An 18336-nucleotide genomic window follows, 5' to 3' on the forward strand; every position below is an offset into this window, starting at 1 on the left:
ATGGGTTAAATCAGGGGGTGGGGTGATTCGCGTCTGAAATTGATAAGTTGTAGAATGAATTCAGTCTCGGCAGTTGCGGCGATCGCGCCGCTTGATGAACGCAACAGTGTCTCGGCAGGGATTGAAATTCTATCTTGGGTGACATCAACCCTAGGGTATCTAACGGGGTTGATTCTTGATCGTAGAAACAGGAATAACGGGTTTTCATCATCACTAAACAAAATAGATTGAGAAAGAGGTAAGGATTGTAACGGTGAACTTAGAGCCAAAAAATTAGGCTTAAAAAGCTAGACCCAACCTTTTTACAAAAATTTATGGGTCTGCTTTTGGTTTATTATTTTCCTACACTATCCTGTTTCAGGGTAATCTTTCTTCTACCGAAAGGATGGTCTTGGTTGTAACGCAGCATTGTCAGAATAACTACAGTTAGCCCTCGGTTGCTCCGACTGCCAGACTCGACTGAGTGAACCGGAGAGGGTACAAAATAGGGGAAAATGGCTCAAACTGTTACATAACAAGGGGAAAATAGCGGTGGATTCTGACATCCCGATGATTCGGCGAGCATCGGGGATGGAGAGAGCAAAACGAGGAATACTAGGGCCTTTGAGATCCGGAAGCATCTCAGCACAATAAAATAGGAAAGAGAAATACGACGGGAGGTTAGCGCGAAGATGGTCAGAGAAATTTGGCAAAGCCTGAGAGGGTTATTGGGAGAAGAACGCAGCAGTCCAGAACTCCAAGAACCCGAAGGACCCGCTTCGTCACTGCCGCCCCTGGAAGATGAGGATTATGAATTGCTCTTTACCCAGATTGCGGAAGGGTTGCGCCTGGGTTGGGACCGCGATCGCGTCCAAGAGTTTTTAGGGGCGCTCAGTTGGCGTGGGGATCTTCAGTTGTGGGCGGATTGGTTACGACGCTTTGGCGATCGCCTCCAAGCTCAGGAAAATCCGAACCCTGAATGTGGGGTGCGTCTCGTCCAGTTGGGACGCCTAGGCTGTGGAGAATTCAGTCAAGTGGCCCTGAACATCGGGACGGGGTTAGTTCAGCGCCAAATGCCTGCCCCTGTGCCACCCCCAGCGGCCCCCACCCCGCCCCAAAATGCCCAAGATTGGTTTGGGGAAGGAAATACCAAACTGAATGCGGGAGATTGGACGGGGGCGATCGCCGCCTATCGCGAAGCGGTGAAACTCAAACCCGATTATTTGGAAGGCTGGAGTAATTTGGGGGCAGTTCTGTTTTATTCTCAACAGTATGCAGAAGCTTTGGAAGTGTTCGATCGCGCCTTGGCCCTGCAAAGTGAAAATGCCAGTTTATGGTTTAATCGCGGCTTTACTCTCTCCTTATTAGAGCGTCCCGCTGAGGCGATCAATGCTTATGAAAAAGCCCTGCAACTTCAACCAGATTTGGTGGTAGCATGGCAAAATCGGGGGGTTGATTTGATGCAGTTGGAACAGCATCAAGAGGCGGTTCGCTGTTTTGAGCAGGCGATACAACTTAAGCCCGATTTTGGCGAAGCCTGGAATAGTCGCGGGAATGCGTTATTCAAATTAACCCGCTATGAAGATGCAGTTACCAGTTACGATCGCGCTATTGAATTGCAAAGTGATCGGGCTGACGCCTGGTTTAATCGGGGATTGGCTTTAGCTGCCAATAGTCAACCCTCTGAGGCGATCGCCTCGTTTGATCGGGTGATTTCTCTGCAACCCAATAACTTTGAAGTTTGGGTAAATCGCGGTTTAACCTTGATGAGCAGCCAACGATTTTTAGAGGCGATCGCCTCCTTTGATCGGGCGATCGAAATCAATCCCAGCGACTCCAATGCGATCGCCTATCGACAACAAGCCCAGGACCACCTCGAACAAACCGCTTCTTAACCCCAGATTGAAGGAGGCGAAAGGTTGATTTTCCCCGCCTCCTGTGATGCATCTTCCCCCAAAATCAACCAGGGACGACTCCGGGTCATAATTTTTCTCAATTACCCTAACTTTTCGGACCTTGATAATGGCAAGCATTGATAAAACCTATGCTACTTTCTTGCATTGTTAGTCCATTAGGCGGTAAGAATAAGAAATCAATCTCATCCTGAAAAAAAAGGATTTTATCATGACTATTTGGGTAAACGAACAAATCGATCCATCGGGACTGATTTATGCTTGCATTGCCTGCTGTGATGAAACCCAAGCACAATCCTGTCACGACTCCTTTCTAAAAAACCTCACCGACGAACAAAAAACCAGAGGTTGGAGTGTCAAAATGCGAACGGTAGACACCTGGGAAGAAGTCCCCGTGAGTGCCTTGAAATTGGCATGAGGTTGGGGGAGATTGGGGAGATGTTCAATGTCGCGACGGCAGTCGTTCCTCCCCATCCTCCCCATCTCCCCAATCCCCCTACTCCCAAATCGGCGGTGGCTTACGAATACGAGGTAATTTCAACTTAAGAGGACTGAGGATTTGGTTGAGGAGGCGGAGTTGTTCCGTAGTTCCCATGCAGATTAGGGTATCTCCCACCATCAAAACGGTATCGGCGGTGGGTCCTCCAATCAGATGTCCATCGGCGCGGCGAATAGCGAGGACCAGTGCACCGGAGTGCGATCGCAGTTTGGCATCGTGCAAACTGTCTCCGACTAAGGGACAACTCTCGGAATCAATCAAAAACTCTTCTAAATAAAAAGTGCGATCGGCCCCAGCAATAATCCCATCCACAAAATCCATCACCTGGGGTCGCAACGCTGCTGCTGCCATCCGCCGACCCCCAGTAATATAAGGAGAAACCACCGCATCGGCACCACTGCGCTGTAATTTTTGCACCGCTTCCTCACTATTAGCGCGGGAAATGGCTCGAATTTTGGGGTTTAATGTCTTGGCAGAAATTAACGTATAGAGATTTTCCGCATCCGACGGCATCGCCGTCACCAAACAGATTGCTCGTTCAATGCCCACCTCTAACAAAGTTGCATCCACCGTAGCATCCCCTTGAATGGCAATATACCCCAGTTGCTGCGCCTGTTGAACCACCTCAGCATTCGCGTCAATCACCAAGAAGGGAATGTTTTCGGCGTTGAACTCATAGGCAATCTGCCGACCCGTGCGACCAAATCCACAAATAATGTAATGTTCAGATAATGTCTCTATCAAGCGTCGTTGTCTTCTACTTTTGAGTTCATCTTGGAAATATCCTTCAATGATAGCGTCTGTAAAGCGGTTGACGATATACCCAATGCTCACCAATCCCATTGCAATTAAGGAAATGGTAAATAAGCGCCCGCGATCGCCTAAGGGTTGAACTTCCATAAATCCCACCGTAGACAGGGTAATCGCCGTCATATAGACGCTATCTATCCATCGCCATCCCTCCACCAGTCGATACCAGAGGATCCCGATTAACATGACGGAGACGAGGGCGAGTACACCCCCGATTAATTCTCGCCGAATCCGTCGATATTTTTGATTGATTTCGGTGCTTAACTGAATAAATTGATTTGAATTCACAGAATTAACCGCATTTTCTATAACTAAACTAAGGGATGAAGTTGGGATCAAGGGTGAGCATTGACAACCTAGGCCCATCCGGATCATGCTACAGAGGAATCACATTCCAACTGGAGAGATAGACTGATGTACATTATTATCGGTGGCGCAGGGTTACTGGGACTCAACTTAGCGGAAAGATTGATAGAACTCGGACATACGATCGCCCTGATAGATGTTGACCCAACTGCCTGTCATTATGCCCGTGAACAACTCGGGGTGATGGCCTTTGAAGGCAGTACGGTGAGTACAGAGTTGCTCTTAGAAGCGGGGATTCGGAAAGCGGATGCCGTGGCCGCAATGTTGCGGAATGATGCTTTAAATTTAGCGATGGTTGCCCTGGCTAAATATTATGGGGTTTCGGAAATTTTAGTCCGAATGCGCCATCGGGATTTTGAACAACCTTATCGGATTGCGGGGGCTACCCATATTATCAGTACAGTGGAACTGGCGGTGACCACAATGGCGAATGCGATCGAGTATCCGGAAGTGGAATCGATGATGCATTTTGAACAAGGGCAAATTGAAGTGCTCAAACTTTCGATTCCCGATAATTCCCAGGCGATCGGGCGGAGTTTGGCCGAGATTGCCCGCGACCCCCGCTTTCCCCAAGGTTCTCTGATTATTGGTTATCAACCTTATCCCCATAGTGATTTAGTCATTCCCAACGGGAGTACGGTGATTGAACTGCACTCGACCATCCTGATTGTAACCAAACAAAATTGTTTACACAAAATGATTGACTTCATGAAAGGCTCTATTTAGTCATCTTCTAACTTCAATAATTGTTGGTCTAAATGATTTACCTTTTTTTGAACGATTTCTTCCGACAAAATTTGCTTGCGGAGGGCGTCATTTAAAGCACTTTTTTCTGCCATCAATACTTGCCGCCAGACCGCATCTAATTTTCCGCGATCGCCCCCATCTTCATCCTCAGACCGAATATTATAAATATCCCGCAATTGTTTCTCAGCCCCGGCAATTTTTACCTGATAAGAAGCCCGCATTTCCTCATAAATTGATTTGGGTAAAACCCCCGATTTGAGGAGATTGCTTAACTCTTCTTGCGCCGCTTTAGCCGCCATTAATTGCGCTTGTAATTCTTGAATTCTCTGGCGAAATGGTGAAATATCTTGAATATTCAACCGCTTAACCAACCCGGGTAAACTTAGTCCCTGTCCCACCAAAGAGAGTAAAACCGTCCCAAACAACAGGGCAATTAATTGGGACCTTCCCTCCAAGGTTGCTGGCAATGTTAAAGCCATCGCCATTGACAAAGACCCTTTAATATTTCCCAAAAATAAAACGTGCTTCCACCGCAGGGGAATGGGACGGTCAAACCATTGAAGTAGCGCTAATAACGGATAAACAGACAATAGTCGCCCAATTTGATAAGCTAAAATGGCTAACAGAACGGCGGGCAAAGTATTCCATAAAGTTAGGGGATTTATTTCTAAACCAATCAGCAAAAAAATAAACGTATTCACCCCAAATCCAGCATATTCCCAGAAACTATATAAAGCAATCCGATTCGAGGCTGAAGCGGTCTGTTTTATCCCAATATTCCCCACTAACAAGCCAGCAACCACAACCCCAACTACCCCAGATACTCCAAGTAACTGACCCAATTGAAACGTCCCCAAAGCTACAGCAACGCTGAGTAAAATACTGGTCAAACCATCATCATAACGGGACAACAATCCGCTACTTAAATAGCCCACCATTAACCCAATTATTGTGCCGCCCACGATGACAATAAAGAGTTGTTGAAGTCCATTAATGAAGGAAAAACTTCCCATGATTTGAACGTTCACCAAGAGGCTGAATATCACTAAGGCGACCCCATCATTAAACAGACTCTCTCCATTGACAATGGTCGATAACCGACTGGGAACCGAAACCTCTTTAAATACTGCAATGACTGACACGGTATCAGTGACGGCTAAAATCACGCCTACTAATAAGGCGGGAATCCAGTCTAATCCTAATCCGAATTTAATCAGCAGTCCGGTGACTCCAAAAGAAATAATCAGTCCCGGACCGGCTAACAATGAAATGGGAACGATTGTGCTGCGTAACCGACTAATATCGGTATTAATGGCCGCTTCAAAGATTAAAATGGGCAAGAAGAGGTTTAAAATTAGAGAAGAATCTAGCCCAATGTTTCCCGGTAAAAATTCCGTAATGGCTAAACCGGCCAAGACCAAACCTGTGACGTAGGGAATTTTAAATCGCCGGGAAAAAATTGCGACAAAAGTAGCAACTAACAACAGAATAATCAGGACGATCGCTAATTCCTCTACTCGTCCAGATTGAACGGATGTCCCCGATTCTATTTGGGAAAGAAGACGTGGAAAAGGGGTGCTGCTAGTCATTAATCCCATCACGATTTGAATGAAATTTACGGACAATTGGGCGAAGGTTACGAACGCGACAAAAACCCTGATGGAAACTTAGAGTTTGGGGTCTTGAATACTCTACCATACCCCTGAAAACTCCTCCGATGGTGAGGAATCATCCGTGACGAGGGTTAATGGATGGATGGATTCTCAGACAAAGGGACCAAAGGTGGGTCCATCTTGATGTTATGGACCGATCGCACCCCAGTCTCTGCCCCGGGAGTCATGGAACCCTGACATTTCCCTGCCCTTCGTGATTTCCCCCACCCACAGGGACCCACCGTAATCTCACGGATTGCCCAGGCGATCGTTAAATTGTTGAAAAATATTGCTGAATCACCAACCCTAGGGATGCGGTTGATTCCTGATGACCGTTCCCGCCTTCCTTGTTCGATTCTCTCCGACTTTTCTTTCCCCGATTACCTATAATAGGACGGCATATTTCCCCATTATAAAAATAACAGAAATCCCCGGAAAAGTCAAGCCCATTTTGAGGAATTTTGGTAAAATCCGGTTCCCCAATTGAGTCGGTCCAAGGGCGGAAAAGTTCACTCTTCTTAACCGCAAAAGGACGAGGAATTAGCTAGGATAAAATATGATTCTAGGCGGGTCGTAGCCAACCCGCGTAAAAACTCAGGAAAATTAGGAGAAAGTAGTGAGTCCAGAAACCCTCATTTCCCAGCCCAACCTTGAAACGAACCCGTCTGTTTTTGACCCTGCCGAATTTGATGCAGCGGTGATGACCACCTACGGACGCTTTCCCCTGGCCCTAGAACGGGGTCAGGGATGCCGTGTTTGGGATACCGAAGGGCGAGCATACCTGGATTTTGTAGCGGGGATTGCCACCTGTACCCTCGGGCACGCACATCCGGCAATGGTCAAAGCGGTGACGGAACAAATCCAAAAACTGCATCATGTTTCTAACTTGTATTATATTCCCGAACAGGGAGCGTTAGCCCAATGGTTGGTAGATCATTCCTGTGCCGATCGCGTGTTTTTCTGTAACTCTGGTGCAGAAGCGAATGAAGGTGCCATCAAACTCGCACGCAAATACGCTCACACCGTATTAAATATCGATGACCCGGTGATTTTAACCGCCCATGCCAGTTTCCACGGACGCACCCTCGCCACCATTACCGCCACGGGTCAACCCAAATACCAGAAGAATTTCGACCCCCTAGTACCCGGGTTTGCTTATGTGCCGTTTAATGATATTGATGCACTCAAAGCCGCGATCGCCCAATTGGATGGGGGAGAAAAACGCCGAGTGGCAGCCATTCTCCTCGAACCGCTACAGGGAGAAGGCGGAGTCCGTCCCGGGGATGTGAGTTACTTCCATGCCGTCCGACAAATTTGCGATGATTTAGGCATTTTGCTGATTTTAGACGAAGTACAGGTAGGAATGGGCCGGTCTGGGAAGCTGTGGGGATATGAAAACCTAGGCATCGAACCGGATATCTTTACCTCAGCCAAAGGTTTAGGCGGTGGAATCCCGATTGGGGCAACATTATGTAAATCCAGTTGTAATATCTTCCAACCGGGGGATCATGCCAGTACATACGGTGGCAATCCCTTCGCCTGTGGGGTGGCCCTCACGGTCTGTCAAACTCTGGAACAGGATAATTTGTTAGCCAATGCCGCACAACGGGGGGAACAATTACGCCAGGGATTAGAGGCGATCGCCACTCAATATCCCAATCTAATTGCCGAAGTGCGCGGTTGGGGACTGATTAATGGTCTGGAGTTGTCTGCCGAAACGGAAATGACTGCGATTGAGATTGTCAAAGCAGCAATGGCAGCGGGATTATTACTGGTTCCGGCAGGACCAAAAGTGGTGCGGTTTGTGCCGCCTTTGATTGTTACCGAGTCGGAGGTGGATGAAGCATTAGCAACGATTAGCAAGGCGATCGCGCAATTGAGCGCTTAATTCTAACCCCGGATTGGATTGAGCGCGATCGCACACCCGGTTTCCCGACTGAAACCGGGTTTTAAGGGTTGCTATTGCAACGGATTGGGTTAAATGTCAAGGGTGAAATTGGGGATTTTAACCCATTGCTGGTCACCACAGAGTCAAAATCCTATACAATTAATCCAGAAAGAGTCGTTTGCCTCTCAATCCTATGCCTAAATCGGTATTATTAAGTCATCATGGGTCACGAGTCTGTCCAAGACAGGGATAAAAAACCCGATCGCCAAATTACTGCGCCCTCTGTTCCGGTCGCCGATGCATCATTGAAGACTCAGACCAAGGCGGGGAGGACCCCGTTAGAACGAGTGGGCTTTATTCCCCCCTGGGTGAGCTTTATCCTAGTTATAGCTGCGATCGCCATTGGGGGATATTCGATTTACACGTTATTACAGACCCGACCTGTGACTCCCGAAAGCGGAACGCCGACCCCGATTGACACGCCGACCCCTCTGCAATATGTGAGTGCTTTGGGACGAGTAGAACCCAGTTCCCAAGTGATTCAAGTCTCTGCACCCAACGCCATGCAGGGAGACCGATTGGGACAATTATTAGTTGAGGAAGGCGATCGCGTGCGTGCAGGTCAAACGATCGCTATTTTAGACAGTCGCGATCGCCTCGTCGCACAACTGGAACAAGCCAAGCAACAGGTGAAAATCGCCCAAGCTAAATTAGAACAAGTCAAAGCCGGGGCCAAAAGTGGGGATATTACTGCCCAAGAAGCAGCGATCGCCCGATTACAGGCCCAGATTCCCCGGGACCTGGCGGTTCAGGATGCCACTATCGCTCGTCTTCGTGCTCAGGTGGAAGGGGATTTGGCGGCACAAGACGCGACCATTGACCGTTTTAGCGCCCAATTAGAGGGGAATGTCACCGCTAAGGAAGCGGGGATTTCTCGGTTACAGGCGGAACTCCAAGGTCAGATTCTGACTCAAGAGGCGACGATCGCCCGATTACAAGCGGAACTCACGGGTCAAAGGGCCGCCCAACAAGCGACGATTTCTCGTTTAGAAGCTCAGATTCAAGGCGATCGCACCGCACAACAAGCCACAATTGCCCGCTTGCAAGCAGAACGCGATGAGAGACTCGCCGCACAACAAGCTATCATTTTACAATTGCAGGCGAAACTACAAAATGCGGGGATAGAGTTCCGACGCTATGAGCAACTTTACCAAGAAGGCGGGATTAGTGCCTCAGTTTATGATACAAAACGCCTAGATGTGGAAGTCGCGCTGCAAGAGGTGAAAGCGGCGAATGCGAGACTGGAAGAGATCGATCGCACCAGTCGTCAGCAACAATTAGAAGCGATCGCCACTTTAGAGAAAATTAACGAAACTGGGGTGAAACTTCTGGAGGAAGCCCGGGCCACTCTCACTAAAATTGAGGGAACTGTGGGTAAGCAAATTGAAGAAGCCAGGACCAATCTGCAACGAGTCCAGGCCACGGCTGCGGAACAATTACAGGAAGAACAAGCGGTATTAAATCAACTGGATCGCACGGGTCAAGCGGAACTGAGTGAGGCCGAAGTTAAGCAGGAACAACTTCAAAAAGTGGGTCGGGAACAACTCAATGAGGCGATCGTCACTCGCGATCGGATTCGGGCAACGGGGGAACAGCAAATCCAGGAAGCACAATCAATTTTAGAGAGTATTTCAGAAGTGCGGACTGTGGATGTGCAACTGGCAGAGGCGGAGGTGGATAGTGCGATCGCCGCAGAAGCAGAAGCCCTGGCGCGTTTGGATGAAGCCTACGTGCGCTCACCCATTGACGGTCAAGCCATCGCCATTCACACCCGACCCGGGGAAAGTATTGCTCAAGATCAAGGTATCATGGCGATCGGTCAAACTGAGCGAATGTTAGTCGTTGCTGAGGTTTATGAAACCGATATTCGCTATGTGCGCTTGGGTCAACGGGCGGCAATTACCAGTCAGGCGGTGGATGGAGAATTGTTGGGGACCGTGGATCGCATCGGGTTACAAATCGGCAAAAAAGATGTTCTGGATACGGACCCGACTGCGGATACCGATGCCCGAGTAGTGGAAGTGAAAATTCGCCTCGACCCCCAGGACAGTCAACGGGTTTCCGGGTTAACGAATTTACAAGTGGAGGTGATTATTGCCACAATGTCATCGCCAACGGTTCCCAGCAGCCCTGACGGTCCCGTAGATTCACCCGTAACCACTCCTGAGTAAATTGGCACTATCATGATGTTCCGAAAAATTCCTTTAGCTTGGTTACAATTGTCTCGGGAAAAAAGCCGCCTGTTTGTGGCGATCGCCGGGATTGCTTTTGCGGATATTTTGATGTTTATGCAGTTGGGATTTCGAGATGCGCTGTTTGATAGTTCGACTCGATTGCACCAGAGTTTGACGGGAGATATTGTGTTGATAAGTCCGCGATCGCAAGCGTTGATTTCCATGCAGTCTTTTTCCCGACGCCGCCTCTACCAAACCTTGGCGGTCCCCGAAGTGCAATCGGTCAGTCCTTTATATCTGGCGATCGGGACTTGGAAAAATCCTGTGAATAAAAGCGATCGCTCGATTTTAGTGTTGGGGATTGACCCGACTAAATCAGCGTTTAATCTGCCCGATGTTAATGCGAACCTCGATGAAATTAAGCGCTTAGATATTGGGCTATTTGACCGCGATGCTCGTCCAGAATTTGGGCCAATTCCTCAACTTTTGAAACAAGGTGAAAGGGTGAGAACTGAAGTGGGTGGGCGGAGAATTGAAGTCCGGGGATTGTTTAGTTTGGGCGCTTCTTTTGGGGCTGATGGGAGTTTTATTACCAGTGAATTAACGTTTTTAAGATTGTTTAAACGGCGGAAAATTAGTGAGGTGGATGTGGGGTTAATTCATCTAAAACCCGGGGCGAATGTGGAAGAGGCGATCGCCGAGATTCAGTCTCGGTTACCCCAGGATGTGCTTGTTCTGAGTCATCAAGGGTTTATTGAGCGTGAACAGAACTATTGGAAGACTCGAACGGCGATCGGTTTCGTGTTTACCCTCGGGACGATTATGGGGTTTATGGTGGGAATTGCGATCGTTTATCAGATTTTATATACGGATGTCGCCAGTCATTTGGCGGAATATGCCACCCTCAAGGCGATGGGATATGCTGATTTGTACTTTGTGGGAATCGTATTACAGGAAGCGGTGATTTTAGCCATTTTAGGGTATATTCCGGCCTTTGCGATCGCCAAATTTTTACTCTATACTTTAACGCGCAATGCCACCCGTTTACCCATTGCCATGAGCCCAGAACGGGCCGTTCTGGTTTTGGTTCTCACGCTGATTATGTGCGCCATTTCCGGGGCCGTCGCCTTACGGAAATTGCGCGATGCCGACCCGGCGGATATTTTTTAGTCAGAATTTCCCCTAAATTTCGGTTAGAAACCGGGTAAGGTTAGAAACCGGGTTTCTGGACCAAATCTCGGCAAATTACCCTCAATCTCGGAGAGAAACCCGGTTTCTGGTCCCAGGGTTCTAGCCTATGAATTACAACTAATCAGAACCGCTCAAAATTCAAGTGATTATGAATGCTCATCAACCCTCCAGTTTCAATGCTAAAACGGTTTTTCCCCGGCCCTCTCCGGTGGTGGAAATTGAAAATGTCAATCATTATTTTGAAAAAGGGTCTCTGCGGAAACAGATTTTATTTAATATTAAATTGACGATTTATTCGGGAGAAATTGTATTAATGACTGGACCCTCGGGTTCGGGAAAAACCACCTTGTTAACCTTAATGGGAGGGTTGCGATCGACCCAATTCGGGAGTTTGAAAGTGTGCAATCAACAACTCTGTGGGGCGAGTCCAAACAAATTGGTACAAGTTCGCCGGAATATTGGTTATATTTTTCAAGCCCATAACTTGTTAAAATGTTTAACCGCAAGGCAAAATGTTCAAATGTCGCTGGATTTGCATTCTCAACCTGGAGAAGAGAGCAAAATGAAAGTCAAAGCGAGTGCGATGTTAGAATCCGTGGGATTAAAAGAATGGGTGGATTATTATCCGGAAAACCTCTCCGGGGGACAAAAACAACGAGTGGCGATCGCCCGAGCATTAGCGAGTCATCCTCAACTGGTTTTAGCCGATGAACCCACGGCTGCACTGGATAGTAAATCCGGTCGAGATGTGGTTGAACTGATGCAGGGTTTGGCAAAAGAACAAGGTTGTACTATCTTGTTGGTGACTCATGACCCCCGGATTTTAGACATTGCCGATCGCATCGTTCAGATGGAAGATGGACGACTCAAAGAGGGGAAGGGATAGGGTCATAACCGGACAATTATGGACCTCTGCTAACTTGCAAAATCGGGCGATCGCACTGGGGGATTGTGATAGCATTGAACACAGACCCTTTAATAAATCCCCCGATCAGAATGTTGCACAACAGGATATACCTCCGCCTTACATCCCTCACCTTTAACGACGCGGTTTTTTGCCCGCATTTCCTGGGGTTTTCGTCTTGGTTCCGGTTTTCCCCCGGCGCGTTGTTGTGCCGGTTATCGAAGTTGCTCCTGTCATCGCGCCTGTATCTGATGTGTCTGAGGTGGAGACCCGTCGCGCCGTTGTCGTCCGGAAAGTGACATTCACCCCTTCATTCGATTGTTCCAGCACTAACAAGGGGGTCGGTTTGGCTTTTTGATCCCAGTGGATATAAGCCACCCTACCTTGAATCGTCGGTTGCCAGGTATCGTGATCATCCCTAGCACTGAGATAGGTTTCCAGACAGTCAATAATTTGGCTAATCGTTTTTGAAGTAGCTTGAGTGGGTAATTTAGTTAACTTAATTTGAATGCGAAATAGCACTCTTTTCTTCGACTTCGCCACATCACCCAGATGATATTCCACGTCAAATATTTCATCCACTTGTCGCCCGGAACCTCGGGTTTCTGCATTCGGACGCAAGGCAACCGAGATTTTGTCTTTCACCTTGACTTTAATTTGATTCACAACCGCAAAGTGGAAGTTTTCTTCCTCCATCCTCATTCGCAGATAGTCTAAATTAAACTCCCGCGAGTGAATCAGGTCCGGATTTTTTTCCATCTTGGTTAGGGTTTCGAGGGAGAGCTTCAGCTTCTTTTGTAGCTCTTTATTTTTAAAGTCATCAAATTTAATCTTTTTCTTGAGCTGGTCCATTTGCACCTTTTGAAAAACAAAAGATGCTATCAGTAACAGCAAAAGGCCCCCCGATACTGACATCCACAGTTGATTCGATGAAAGGGGAAATTTGGAGTCATTCGCTTCAGGCGCTTGAGCTAAGGTAGGCTGGACAAGGATAATAGGACTTGACATAGACTTTCCCTGGTACAACGGCACTTTTTGATAGAGTTCCCCCAACGGCATCTTTGATATTCATCCCGCCAGTTTTTCACTCCCTCTCATGGATCAGAGGCCACGGATGAGAGTTGTCAAGTCGGGTAGGATGTTGGGTCTGTCTCTTGAGAGTTCAAACAGAAGGTTAGGAGATGTTCGTCCGTTTTGCGGCCAACTGCTGGAGACTCAAAATCAACCGAACCGATCGCAACACTCTTACCTTATCTTAACTATCCGCTTACAAGCTGGATCTAAGGTGGCAATTTTCTCCAAGCATCGGACTCCCGAATTGGCAAAGAAAGCGAACCCGGCGTCAAGACTGTCCACCCCCCGGATGACACCCCACCCCAACTCCAAGACGATCCGGCGACTTCTGTATGATGCCCCAGACCGACGAAACCGGGCTATACCTGATTCTGATGGCGAACTCTACTGTAGTTTAGGGCAATTGCTCCACGATGAAAAGCGGAGGTCCAAAACCGGGGATTTTGCGCGATCGCCCCAAACTGTCCAGGTCCGGCAGTCAGTCGCTTTAAAGTGGCGAATGGAACCCAGGGTTGACCACCCCTGCTTTCTTTTAGGCAGCTTAGACGAGGGAATTGAAGTATTTAAAGGCAAAAATTGCCCGGAATTAACAACAATAAATTCTAGGGAATTTCCCTTTGAATTAACTGAAATCTGACAGCGATTTTAATTCTTTTTGCGGTTGGGCTAATCAATGCCAACGAATTCATCCCCAAGGGTTGACTCCTTTCCTTTTCTTTCCCTTGGTCTCATGTTAAAGGAAAACCCACAGTGATGAAATAGTACACTCAGAAACTTATGAAATCTTTACCGTTATCTCAACTTCAGACCCATCATAGCCTGCAACAGGTGGCGGTGGTGGCAACTGACCTGGATGGGACTCTGACTCACCAGGGGAAATTTACCCCAGATTTGTTACAGGCATTGGAGGCATTAGCGGCAGCATCTGTCGCGGTGGTGATTGTTACCGGACGATCTGCCGGATGGGTGAGTGGGTTAGTCAGTTATCTGCCGGTGGTGGGGGCGATCGCCGAAAATGGCGGGATTTTCTACCCCACCAACGGGACTCCCGTCCTATTAACTCCGATTGCCGATTTAAAAAGTCATCGGCAGCAACTGGCGGCAGCTTTTGCCCATCTGTTGACTGAATTTCCCCAACTGCGAGAGACTTCCGATAATCCATTTCGAGTCACAGATTGGACCTTTGATGTGGCGGGACTAACCTCGGACAATTTGCAGCGATTGAAGTCTCTCTGTGCAGAAATGGGTTGGGGATTTACCTTTAGTACGGTTCATTGTCATATTAAACCCCACAAGCAGGATAAGGCCGTGGCCCTGATGCAGATTTTGGGCGATCGCTTCCCAGACTACACCGGCGATCGCGTAGTGACAGTGGGGGATAGTCCCAACGATGAAAGTTTATTCAACAACACCCTCTTTCCCTTGTCTGTAGGGGTTGCCAATATTGCTGAATACTTGCCCATCCTCACCCATCACCCCGCCTATCTCACGGATTTACCTGAATCTGAAGGGTTTTGCGAGTTAGTTCGCGCTATTCTTGCCGCCCAATTCCCTTAAAAGAGGCGATCGTCTCTCGATGGAGTGGCGACTGTCCTGTTGCTTGTTGCGCCTTACTGGGCAGTCGGGGTAAAATTCCCGGACACAAATTTCCATTGATTCTGTTCTTTCGCCAGATTAACCTCAATCTCAAATAGAGTGTCCAAATTGCCCTTAACCACTGCCGCTACCCGCTGACCCTCTTCTTCTTTAAATGTCCATTGATTAAACTCAATCTCTGTGCGTCTTTCTAATGCTGTAGGCAGAAATGGATTTTCTTGGATTCTTTGTTGATATTCCTCCAAAGTCATCTGAGACCGAAGCTGACTGGAGGCATTCTCATAAGCGGCCCGGACATTTTGATTAATGGCAATGCCTTTTTCTAGGCGCATAAAATGAGTATTCGCGGCTTGATTCACGGACCGAATTTCGGGGAGATAGGTTCTCATCAACGAAAATCCGATCGCCAATCCCGTTAAACTCACCAACAGCAAAATAATGCCAATTATCTTTTTAAACGTAAAAATATATCGGTCCTCAACAATGATGCCTGGAACTCCCGCATCCCGATTAATCACTAAAGTTCTGGCATAGCGATCGCCCAAAGTTTGGGTTTTCGGTGACATTAACAACGGCGCTAGGAGCAAAAGCATATCCAAAGGTTTAAAAATATTCCGGATCAGCGCTTGAAGCAGACTAGGGCGGCGTCCCCGTAAGGTAACCACTTCTTCTTGAAAAATTAACTTACCCAGAGTCCAACCCAAAGTTGCTTCTAACAGGGTAAAATAAATAATAAAAACTAAAAATACAATAAAAATTTTGGAAACATCGGGAGCAATAAATGTAATAGTATTTACCCCGTACCGGGGTAAAAAATTAATCCCTAATCCCACAGAAAACCAAATCAGTGCAATCAGAATAAAATCAATTGCCGATGCAATTATTCTTCGGAAAAAGCCAGGAAATAAACTTTGAGACGGGTAACTTGCCATGAGCATGATATCGAAAGAAGATTTACGGAACAGTTTACATAATGCCATAGATGGGGAACCCTGCCAGCCAAGGGTCCATGAGGACAATCCCTGCTTATTTATGGAGTCAGAACTCAAATCTTTAACGGGGACGAAACCCCAGGGTTGATGGGTTCCAGGGGGTTGGCGATCGCCCATTAACCTGGACCCCTTAACCTCAGACTCTCTTAAAATCCTGAAACATTTCCCCAAAATCGGATAATGATGAGTTATCGTGGTGAGATAACTGGCGCTACGCTGGAAAGTTCTATGAAAAAACTTCTGCTCCTCTCCTTATTTATAGTGGGTTTGAGCTTTGCCCTGTTTAACTTCAAGGGTTTAGCCAATCAAGGCACTTTCGAGTCCATTGTCCTCGACTTTCGGGATAATCTTTCCCTAGTTCAGGTCAACCAACAAATCAACGCGATCGCCTCCGAGTATGGAGTTGTCCCCCGTCTCAACTCCGAGTTTTCGGCGGATGATCACTTCTATCTCGTCAACGGCGATCGCCAACTGCTCAAGAGCCTCAAAAAATCCGAGGTTTCTCAATACACAGAATACATTGAGCCAGCTTACGAATATCACACCCTAGATATTCCCAACGACCCATTCTACGCCCAACAGTGGAATCTCCGTAGCATCAACGTGGAAAAAGCGTGGAATGACACCAAAGGCAGTGGCATCACCGTCGCGGTAATCGATACCGGAGTCAGTCGCGTTCCCGACTTAAAAAATACCAAATTTGTCAAAGGATACGATTTCGTTAATAATCGCGAACTCGCCGATGATGATAATGGACATGGGACCCACGTTGCTGGAACCATCGCCCAAACCACCAATAATGGCTACGGCGTCGCGGGAATCGCCTACGAAGCCAACATCATGCCCCTGAAAGTCTTAAGCGCCAGTGGGGGCGGCAACGTTGCCGATATCGCCGAAGCGATTAAACTTGCGGCAGATAACGGCGCTGATGTGATTAACATGAGCTTGGGTGGGGCCGGTGAAAGTAACGCCATGAAAGAGGCGATCGCCTACGCCCATAACAAAGGTGTGGTAGTCATTGCTGCTGCTGGAAACGAACAGCGCAACAGTGCCTCCTATCCCGCCCGCTATGTGAATGTCATTGGCGTAGCGGCGATCGATTCCACCGGACAAAAAGCCCCCTACTCCAACTTTGGGGCCGGTGTGGATATTTCCGCCCCCGGTGGCGATACCACCAAAGGAGACGAAGGCGGTATCCTCCAAGAAACCATCTCCTTTGACCCCGATACCAATCTTCCCGGTTTTGCCTTTCAAGCTTATCAAGGCACCAGCATGGCGGCCCCTCATGTTGCCGGTGTTGCAGCCTTGATTAAAGCCTCTGGTGTCACCGATCCGGAAAAAATTACCGCTATCCTCAAAGAATCGGCGCGGGACGTGAAAGAAGACCCCCTCAACCACTTTGGGGCCGGTCATTTGGATGCCGCTAGTGCGGTAGCCCTTGCTAAAGGCGGTCAATTTGATTTTGGTAACTTCTTTAGTGACTTCTTCCGTTGGTTGCGCGATAACGGCTATCTCAACCCGCGTTTCTGGATTGATGGCGGCGTCTATGCCCTGTTACCGAAAGTCTTAATGGTTGTCGGGTCCTATCTGATTGCCTGGTTACTGAAGATGTATTTCCCCTTCAGTTGGACTTGGAGTATGGCGAGTGGATTGGTTGCCGGAAGTTCTGGATTATTCGTCCTGCGTGGATTCTATATCTATGACTTACCCCAGTGGCCCTTCCGTGTTCTGGGCAGTTCGATTCCGGAACTGGGAACCTCCATCTCCGGAAGTAGCGCCTTTAATCCGATTTTTGCCAGTGTGGCGATTCCCGTGGTTCTGATTCTGTTGCTGTTGGGACATCCCCAATGGAAATGGTTTGCGATCGGTTCCACAATTGGCATTGCCACTTGTCTGGGAATTAGTGCAGTTTTAGCACCGGCCCCCACATTATTATGGATTGGCAGTGGCATCGGTGCCCGGGCATTTTTAATGGTGAATGCCTTCTTATGCTTGGCACTTGCCCGTCTAGCCATGAAGGATGAGGGACAAGTTGCATGAGTATTAATGTAAAAGGGACAATCGAACGCAAAAATATCGGTTCTGGTGCTTGGGCATTGGTTTCCGATGGCGGTGAAACCTACGAGATTTATCAAGGTGCACCGGCAGATTTGTTAAAAGCGGGTCAAAAGGTCAAAGTCAAAGGTCAAGTCCGCGATGATGTGATGACAATGGCAATGATTGGCCCGGTTTTAGAGGTGAAATCCTTTGAGGCGATCGCCTCCGATTAGATTAACTGGACAATTAATATAAAAAAGGCGCACAATCAATTGTGCGCCTTTTTTATAGGGAATCCGGTTCTCAGGATTTAGTATCAGGCACAAGTAATTGTAGGGTGGGCACTGCCCACCTAAAGTAAGGTGGGCAGTGCCCACCCTACTCCTTACCCTCGAACTGGAGTTAGTAATTGTAGGGTGGGCACTGCCCACCTAAAGTAAGGTGGGCAGTGCCC

General features: G+C 48.0%; 17 protein-coding genes. 11 read left to right on the plus strand and 6 right to left on the minus strand.

Annotation, left to right across the window (positions count from 1 at the left end; translation table 11 throughout):
* Window positions 1–10: 10 nt before the first annotated feature.
* Both J0895_RS12515 and J0895_RS12520 read right to left on the minus strand, forming a co-directional pair.
* Entirely contained in the window at window positions 11–211 is a 201-nt protein-coding gene (locus J0895_RS12515; protein WP_207088422.1) for a hypothetical protein, read from the minus strand.
* Window positions 212–374: 163 nt separating this feature from the next.
* Window positions 375–620 (minus strand): hypothetical protein, encoded by a 246-nt coding sequence (locus J0895_RS12520; protein WP_207088423.1) that lies wholly within the window; start codon window positions 618–620, stop codon window positions 375–377.
* Window positions 621–671: 51 nt separating this feature from the next.
* Here J0895_RS12520 and J0895_RS12525 point away from each other — a divergent pair, with 51 nt between their 5' ends.
* Window positions 672–1874, plus strand: coding sequence for a tetratricopeptide repeat protein (locus tag J0895_RS12525; protein WP_207088424.1), 1203 nt, complete (start codon window positions 672–674; stop codon window positions 1872–1874).
* A gap of 229 nt (window positions 1875–2103) precedes the next feature.
* A complete protein-coding gene (locus J0895_RS12530) occupies window positions 2104–2310 on the plus strand; it encodes a glycogen debranching protein (protein WP_207088425.1) in 207 nt (68 codons plus the stop codon).
* A gap of 78 nt (window positions 2311–2388) precedes the next feature.
* Here the strand turns inward: J0895_RS12530 and J0895_RS12535 are convergent, their stop codons facing one another.
* Window positions 2389–3489 carry an NAD-binding protein gene (locus tag J0895_RS12535; protein WP_207088426.1) on the minus strand — a complete coding sequence of 367 codons (1101 nt, stop codon included), beginning with the start codon at window positions 3487–3489 and terminating at the stop codon, window positions 2389–2391.
* Between the two features lie 126 nt (window positions 3490–3615).
* On the opposite strand from J0895_RS12535, the gene J0895_RS12540 reads away from it, so the two are divergent.
* Window positions 3616–4293: a potassium channel family protein gene (locus J0895_RS12540; RefSeq protein WP_207088427.1), complete on the plus strand. Its 678-nt coding sequence runs from the start codon at window positions 3616–3618 to the stop codon at window positions 4291–4293.
* Here J0895_RS12540 and J0895_RS12545 read toward each other — a convergent pair.
* Window positions 4290–5912 carry a cation:proton antiporter gene (locus J0895_RS12545; RefSeq protein WP_207088428.1) on the minus strand — a complete coding sequence of 541 codons (1623 nt, stop codon included), beginning with the start codon at window positions 5910–5912 and terminating at the stop codon, window positions 4290–4292. The two genes, J0895_RS12540 and J0895_RS12545, sit on opposite strands and share 4 nt — an antisense overlap.
* Window positions 5913–6582: 670 nt before the next feature.
* On the opposite strand from J0895_RS12545, the gene J0895_RS12550 reads away from it, so the two are divergent.
* From J0895_RS12550 to J0895_RS12565, 4 genes are all read left to right on the plus strand, one after another.
* The gene (locus J0895_RS12550) at window positions 6583–7854 is read left to right on the plus strand and encodes an aspartate aminotransferase family protein (protein ID WP_207088429.1); all 1272 of its coding nucleotides are present in this window, start codon (window positions 6583–6585) and stop codon (window positions 7852–7854) included.
* A gap of 221 nt (window positions 7855–8075) precedes the next feature.
* The gene (locus J0895_RS12555; protein ID WP_207088430.1) at window positions 8076–10085 is read left to right on the plus strand and encodes an HlyD family efflux transporter periplasmic adaptor subunit; all 2010 of its coding nucleotides are present in this window, start codon (window positions 8076–8078) and stop codon (window positions 10083–10085) included.
* Window positions 10086–10097: 12 nt separating this feature from the next.
* Window positions 10098–11258, plus strand: coding sequence for an ABC transporter permease DevC (gene devC / locus J0895_RS12560; RefSeq protein ID WP_207088431.1), 1161 nt, complete (start codon window positions 10098–10100; stop codon window positions 11256–11258).
* A gap of 169 nt (window positions 11259–11427) precedes the next feature.
* Window positions 11428–12165: a DevA family ABC transporter ATP-binding protein gene (locus J0895_RS12565; protein ID WP_207088432.1), complete on the plus strand. Its 738-nt coding sequence runs from the start codon at window positions 11428–11430 to the stop codon at window positions 12163–12165.
* Between the two features lie 153 nt (window positions 12166–12318).
* Here the strand turns inward: J0895_RS12565 and J0895_RS12570 are convergent, their stop codons facing one another.
* Window positions 12319–13191, minus strand: a complete 873-nt coding sequence (locus J0895_RS12570) for a hypothetical protein (RefSeq protein WP_207088433.1) — start codon at window positions 13189–13191, stop codon at window positions 12319–12321.
* A gap of 106 nt (window positions 13192–13297) precedes the next feature.
* Between J0895_RS12570 and J0895_RS12575 the strand changes: the two genes are divergently transcribed.
* Window positions 13298–13894, plus strand: coding sequence for a hypothetical protein (locus J0895_RS12575; protein ID WP_207088434.1), 597 nt, complete (start codon window positions 13298–13300; stop codon window positions 13892–13894).
* A 140-nt stretch (window positions 13895–14034) separates the two neighbouring features.
* On the plus strand, window positions 14035–14814 hold the full coding sequence (locus J0895_RS12580) for an HAD-IIB family hydrolase (RefSeq protein ID WP_207088435.1): 780 nt from the start codon (window positions 14035–14037) through the stop codon (window positions 14812–14814).
* Between the two features lie 53 nt (window positions 14815–14867).
* Here the strand turns inward: J0895_RS12580 and J0895_RS12585 are convergent, their stop codons facing one another.
* On the minus strand, window positions 14868–15833 hold the full coding sequence (locus J0895_RS12585) for an RDD family protein (RefSeq protein WP_207088436.1): 966 nt from the start codon (window positions 15831–15833) through the stop codon (window positions 14868–14870).
* Between the two features lie 240 nt (window positions 15834–16073).
* Here J0895_RS12585 and J0895_RS12590 point away from each other — a divergent pair, with 240 nt between their 5' ends.
* Entirely contained in the window at window positions 16074–17885 is a 1812-nt protein-coding gene (locus tag J0895_RS12590; RefSeq protein WP_207088437.1) for a S8 family peptidase, read from the plus strand.
* Window positions 17882–18115, plus strand: a complete 234-nt coding sequence (locus J0895_RS12595; RefSeq protein WP_207088438.1) for a hypothetical protein — start codon at window positions 17882–17884, stop codon at window positions 18113–18115. Before J0895_RS12590 ends, J0895_RS12595 begins: the two co-directional genes overlap by 4 nt.
* The last annotated feature ends 221 nt before the right edge of the window (window positions 18116–18336 follow it).

It is taken from the genome of Phormidium pseudopriestleyi FRX01 (assembly GCF_017313335.1).
GTDB classification, from domain to species: domain Bacteria; phylum Cyanobacteriota; class Cyanobacteriia; order Cyanobacteriales; family Laspinemataceae; genus Laspinema; species Laspinema pseudopriestleyi.

Excerpts from the sequence above, each read along its gene's own strand:
- J0895_RS12515 (WP_207088422.1), bottom strand. The coding sequence starts at position 211 with ATGATGAAAACCCGTTATTCCTGTTTCTACGATCAAGAATCAACCCCG.
- J0895_RS12520 (WP_207088423.1), bottom strand. The coding sequence starts at position 620 with ATGCTTCCGGATCTCAAAGGCCCTAGTATTCCTCGTTTTGCTCTCTCC.
- J0895_RS12525 (WP_207088424.1), top strand. The coding sequence starts at position 672 with ATGGTCAGAGAAATTTGGCAAAGCCTGAGAGGGTTATTGGGAGAAGAA.
- J0895_RS12530 (WP_207088425.1), top strand. The coding sequence starts at position 2,104 with ATGACTATTTGGGTAAACGAACAAATCGATCCATCGGGACTGATTTAT.
- J0895_RS12540 (WP_207088427.1), top strand. The coding sequence starts at position 3,616 with ATGTACATTATTATCGGTGGCGCAGGGTTACTGGGACTCAACTTAGCG.
- J0895_RS12545 (WP_207088428.1), bottom strand. The coding sequence starts at position 5,912 with ATGGGATTAATGACTAGCAGCACCCCTTTTCCACGTCTTCTTTCCCAA.
- J0895_RS12555 (WP_207088430.1), top strand. The coding sequence starts at position 8,076 with ATGGGTCACGAGTCTGTCCAAGACAGGGATAAAAAACCCGATCGCCAA.
- devC (WP_207088431.1), top strand. The coding sequence starts at position 10,098 with ATGATGTTCCGAAAAATTCCTTTAGCTTGGTTACAATTGTCTCGGGAA.
- J0895_RS12565 (WP_207088432.1), top strand. The coding sequence starts at position 11,428 with ATGAATGCTCATCAACCCTCCAGTTTCAATGCTAAAACGGTTTTTCCC.
- J0895_RS12570 (WP_207088433.1), bottom strand. The coding sequence starts at position 13,191 with ATGTCAAGTCCTATTATCCTTGTCCAGCCTACCTTAGCTCAAGCGCCT.
- J0895_RS12575 (WP_207088434.1), top strand. The coding sequence starts at position 13,298 with ATGAGAGTTGTCAAGTCGGGTAGGATGTTGGGTCTGTCTCTTGAGAGT.
- J0895_RS12580 (WP_207088435.1), top strand. The coding sequence starts at position 14,035 with ATGAAATCTTTACCGTTATCTCAACTTCAGACCCATCATAGCCTGCAA.
- J0895_RS12585 (WP_207088436.1), bottom strand. The coding sequence starts at position 15,833 with ATGGCATTATGTAAACTGTTCCGTAAATCTTCTTTCGATATCATGCTC.
- J0895_RS12590 (WP_207088437.1), top strand. The coding sequence starts at position 16,074 with ATGAAAAAACTTCTGCTCCTCTCCTTATTTATAGTGGGTTTGAGCTTT.
- J0895_RS12595 (WP_207088438.1), top strand. The coding sequence starts at position 17,882 with ATGAGTATTAATGTAAAAGGGACAATCGAACGCAAAAATATCGGTTCT.